This window comes from Calditrichota bacterium (assembly GCA_013152715.1).
In the GTDB taxonomy this organism is placed as follows: Bacteria; Zhuqueibacterota; Zhuqueibacteria; order Thermofontimicrobiales; family Thermofontimicrobiaceae; genus 4484-87.
In genome coordinates this window covers 1-4,585 of record JAADFU010000101.1, presented here as the reverse complement: position 1 = coordinate 4,585, position 4,585 = coordinate 1, and the positions used below count along the sequence as shown (strand labels likewise).

Annotated in this window: 3 protein-coding genes; all 3 read left to right on the top strand. The window is 44.7% G+C overall.

The genetic code is table 11. The annotated features are described in order from the left end of the window. Positions 1–1,008, top strand: a 1,008-nt coding sequence (locus GXO74_08430; protein ID NOZ61695.1) for a T9SS type A sorting domain-containing protein, incomplete at its 5' end; no start/stop codon positions are given. Between the two features lie 145 nt (positions 1,009–1,153). Continuing rightward, positions 1,154–1,525, top strand: a complete 372-nt coding sequence (locus GXO74_08425; GenBank protein ID NOZ61694.1) for an endonuclease domain-containing protein — start codon at positions 1,154–1,156, stop codon at positions 1,523–1,525. Positions 1,526–1,704: 179 nt separating this feature from the next. Then, the coding region (locus GXO74_08420; protein ID NOZ61693.1) for a T9SS type A sorting domain-containing protein at positions 1,705–4,585 on the top strand (2,881 nt) is incomplete at its 3' end.

Here is a 4,585-nt window from a genome sequence, read left to right as displayed (position 1 = left end):
GTGATAACGGATTCTCTGGGAAGAATTTGCTCCGGTGCTTCCAATGTCATCAATTTTCATCTTTCGGGTCCTGGCGAAATTGTTGGAGAATCGAGTCAGATAGCGGAAAATGGATTTGTGCGAGTTATTCTTAAATCTCAACGTCAAGCAGGGGAAACCATTCTCACCGCGGAATCTGCAGGTTTGCAGAGCGATTCTTTGATTTTCCAGTTCAAAAATTTTCTGGTTGTAGATGATTTTCAGTCTTACGCTTCCTCCTCGCATCTCAATAGCTACTGGCAAATTTACACTGGCACGCAAATCCAGCCGCAGCTTGGTTCGGGAGAGCCGGACGCGGCGAATAAATTTCTGCGTCTCGATTATCAGATCGGAACCCCGGTTTACGCCGGAGTTTTTCGTCATGTGTCCATGGACTGGTCGCAATTTGAAAGTTTGACCTTTCGCGTCAAAGCCGATGATACCCAGCGTTCGCTTTCCGTGATGTTCAAAGACGCCAGCGGAAATATCTGGTCGAAAGAGTTTGCTCTCACGGGCACGGATTGGGTCGAACATTCGATTCCATTTTCTGAATTCAAGCGCTATTTTGGATTCGGAGAAATGGATTTGTCGGCAATCGTGCAGGTCATTTTTTTGATTGAAAAAGGCAATGGCGAATTTGGCAGCGGAACAATTTACATCGATGATGTGAAAGTTTTGCTGGAAACAGAAAACACTCAGGTCAGTGAAAAAACAGCGCCAGTTCCGAATGACTTTCAGTTACTGCAAAATTTCCCCAATCCGTTCAATTCGCGCACCGAGATTCGCTATCATCTTCCTAACCAAAGTGACGTGGAATTGGTTTTGTTCAACGTTCTGGGAGAGAAGGTGAAGACCATTATTCATGAAAATCAATCTCATGGCTGGTATCGAGTTTCCTTTGATGCAAATGAGCTGGCGAGCGGTGTTTATTTATTGCAGATGAGGGTGGGGGGATTTGTGAGGAGTCGGAAAGTTTTGGTTTTGAAGTGATGGGAAGTGTTTTGGAATGTTATAGTTAGAAAAAGGTTGATTCTTACATCCCCCTAAATCCCCCTTCAAAGGGGGACTTCTCTGGGTTTCCCCCTTTGAAGGGGGGACAGGGGGGATGTAAAATACTCCAAAATGAGGAAATCCCATGCCAAAAAACAAAATCATCCCATACAATCCAAAACTTAAAGATTTAGCTCGAACCTTGCGCAAGAATCCGACTCACGCCGAAAAGATTCTCTGGAACGCAATTCGCAGAAAAGAGCTGGGATATGAGTTTCATCGACAGGTGCCTATTTTGAATTATATTGTGGATTTTTATTGCCACGAATTAATGCTGGCTATTGAAATTGACGGAGTGAGTCATGATTCTGATGAAGCCAAAGTAAGTGACCAGATGCGTCAAAGGGAAATTGAGAAATATGGCATCAGATTTCTGCGATTTCGCGATGAGGAAGTAAACGAAAATCCGGATAAGGTTTTTGAGGAAATTAAGAAGTGGATTGAGGAGAATGGGTGATTCTATACATCCCCCTGCCCCCCTTCAAAGGGGGAACTAAAAAAATCCTCTTTTGAAGTCGAAGATGTGCTTCTGGCGCAGGGGACTTAGGGGGATGTTACTACTGTTTAAAAATGAAAAATACAAAATTAACTTTTTCCCGACACAATAGATTTCTAATCTTTTAAAAGGCAAAAGTCATGAAAAAAGCAATATCTCTCTTTATCATTTTTTTCTTGATATTCACTACGACCGTTTCCGCCCAGATCACTGGTTTCGTGGATGATTTCAATGACAATATTTTGACTGGCTGGGAAGTGCCTGCAAATCAACCTTACACTTACGAATTGACCGAACAAAACGGCGTTTTGCAAGTGACCTATCACCGCGTGGCGCAGAGCTGGGAATGGGATAATTTCAACTTTATTCCCCCGATCATTAACGTGGCAAACACGCCATACATTTCGCTGGAGGTGAAGTCAAATATTGGGACAGAGTTTACAATCAAGCCCATCTATCAGGACGGCAGCAGCGACTGGTTGCCGGTGAATTTGCCCGGGGACGATCTCTGGCATCCTTATTTGTTCCCGCTTAGCCCGGAGAATTCTACTTTGCTGAAGCGAATTTACTTTTATCTGGACGGCGGAACGGTTCAGCCAAAATCAGGGATTGTGCTTTTTGATAATTTGAAGATCGGAGATTCTGTGAATGTGGATATTGTTTATTTTGTCGAATTGCAAAAGGCGATTCAGGCGGCGAGTGCCTTGCTCGCCAGCACTGTCGAAGGAAACGAAGAAGGACAATTCGCTCCCGGCTCGAAAATGATTCTGCAAAATGAAATTTCCGCTGCGGAATTGCTGCTTTCAAATGCTGAAGTTACGCAGCAGCAGGTCAATGACGCTGTCTGGGATTTATACGACGCGTGCGTGAATTATGAAATTAACGTCAATTCGATAAAGCCGGGAATTTTTGATTCTGCGGCGACGCAAAAAACGCGCTATCTTTTCGCCAATCTGGATTTTTTGTCCGCTGATTTTTTGCTTTTTGGCATGCACGATGCCACTGGCTATGGCGTCGGCTGGAGCGGCGACGACGACCGCAGTGACGTGAAAGATGTTTGCGGCTCTTATCCGGCTGTTTATAGCTGGGATTTGCAGCACGTCATTCAGGAAAATGAACTGTGGCGCTTCAACTATCGGCTCACTTCGGCATTCGAACGCGGCGGAGTGCAGACGCTCTGCTGGCATCAACTTGACCCACAGAATCGCGGTTTTTACGCCCGCGATGTCAATAATGAGAAAATTGTTTCTACATTACTTCCAGGCGGTCAGTATCATCAATTTTACAAAGAAAAGTTACGCAGAGCAGCGCTGGAATTCAAAAGTTTGCGCGGCGCAGACGGTCAGTCAATCCCGATTATTTTTCGACCTTACCATGAAAATGATGGCTCATGGTTCTGGTGGGGAAAAGCTCATTGCACGCGCGAAGAATTTATTCAATTGTGGCAATTCACTGCTGCGTTTCTGCGGGACTCGTTGAATGTGCACAATTTGCTTTACGCCTACTCGCCCAGTCAGTTCAATTCTGAAAATGAATATCTCGACCGTTATCCCGGCGATGAATTTATTGATATTCTGGGAATGGACTTTTATTTCAACAGTTCAATTTCCCAATCGGATCGCGATCGATTTTTAAATCGCTTGCAAATTGTGGCGCGTCTGGCGCAACAGCGGGGAAAAATTCCTGCGCTCACAGAGGTTGGTCAGGAAGCTCTGCCTACTGCCAACTGGTTCACGGATGTTTTGCTCGATCCGCTGAAAAATGACTCTCTTGCCAGGCAAATCAGTTATGCTGCTGTCTGGCGCAATGCCAATGAAAATCACCATTTCGCGCCCTATCCCGGACATCCGAGTGTGCCGGATTTTATCGAATTTTACAACGATCCGTTCACTATTTTCGAGGACAATTTGCCGGATATGTATGTTTCTGCGTCGCTGGATTCTGTCCCGCCAGTTTTTGTTCAGTTTCCTGATTCCGAATTTATTGCCGTGGATACGCTTGTAGCCATCGAAATTGCGACCAATGAAAAGGCATTTCTCCGTTACAGTTTGAATGATGTTCCTTACGATGAAATGGAGAATGATTTTGAATCGGGTCAGGGAACAATTTATCATCGAACTACTTTTCGCGGTGAGCAGGGGCAGAGATATCTTTTGTTCGTGCGCGCCGTTGATATTCTGGGAAATGAAACGCCGGATGCTCTGCAAATTTCTTTCACTGTGGACACAACGCAGGCGCCGATTTTTTGGCATGATTTGAGATACAACGATGATGATTGGGGGACAGGAGTCGCGCCGCTGGGTTTCAACAGCACGCAGACAACTCAGGTGCAGCAGGCTCAGACAGTTTATTTTCGAAAAACTTTCACTGTGACTGATGTCGATCAAATTACCTATCTTTCCGCCATTGTGAAATACGACAATGGCGCCGCCGTTTATTTGAACGGCGAGGAGATCGGAAGAATCAACATGCCTGATTCTGAAATAAACTATTCTACTTTTGCTTCCGGAAATCAGGCGGGAGTGAAAGCGGTTACGCTGACTTCGGAGCAATTGTCTTTTTTGAGAAACGGCGAAAATGTGCTCGCTGTGGAGATGCATCAGGCAAATGGCGATGAGTCGGACATGATTTTTGATTTGCGGCTGATTGATCCGAATCCGGTTATTGAATTTGCTTCGGAGTGGAAATATTTTGATAAAGGCTATCTGCCGCCAACGCAGAAAAAATCGACTTCTGTGGAAATAGAAAAACAACAATCGGAGAAGAAATTTTCTTTGCGACAAAATTTTCCCAATCCGTTCAATCCAACAACCGAAATCAGTTTTTATCTGCGCAAATCGAGCAAAGTGCAAATTGTAATTTTCAATGTCCTGGGCGAAAAAATCAGAACGCTTTTTCATGGCGAAAAATCAACCGGCTGGCATCGTGTTTCCTGGGATGGCAAAGATGAGAGCGGAAACCCGGCAGCTTCTGGTATTTATTTTTATCAACTCAAAACATCTGAATTTAGAAAAACACGGA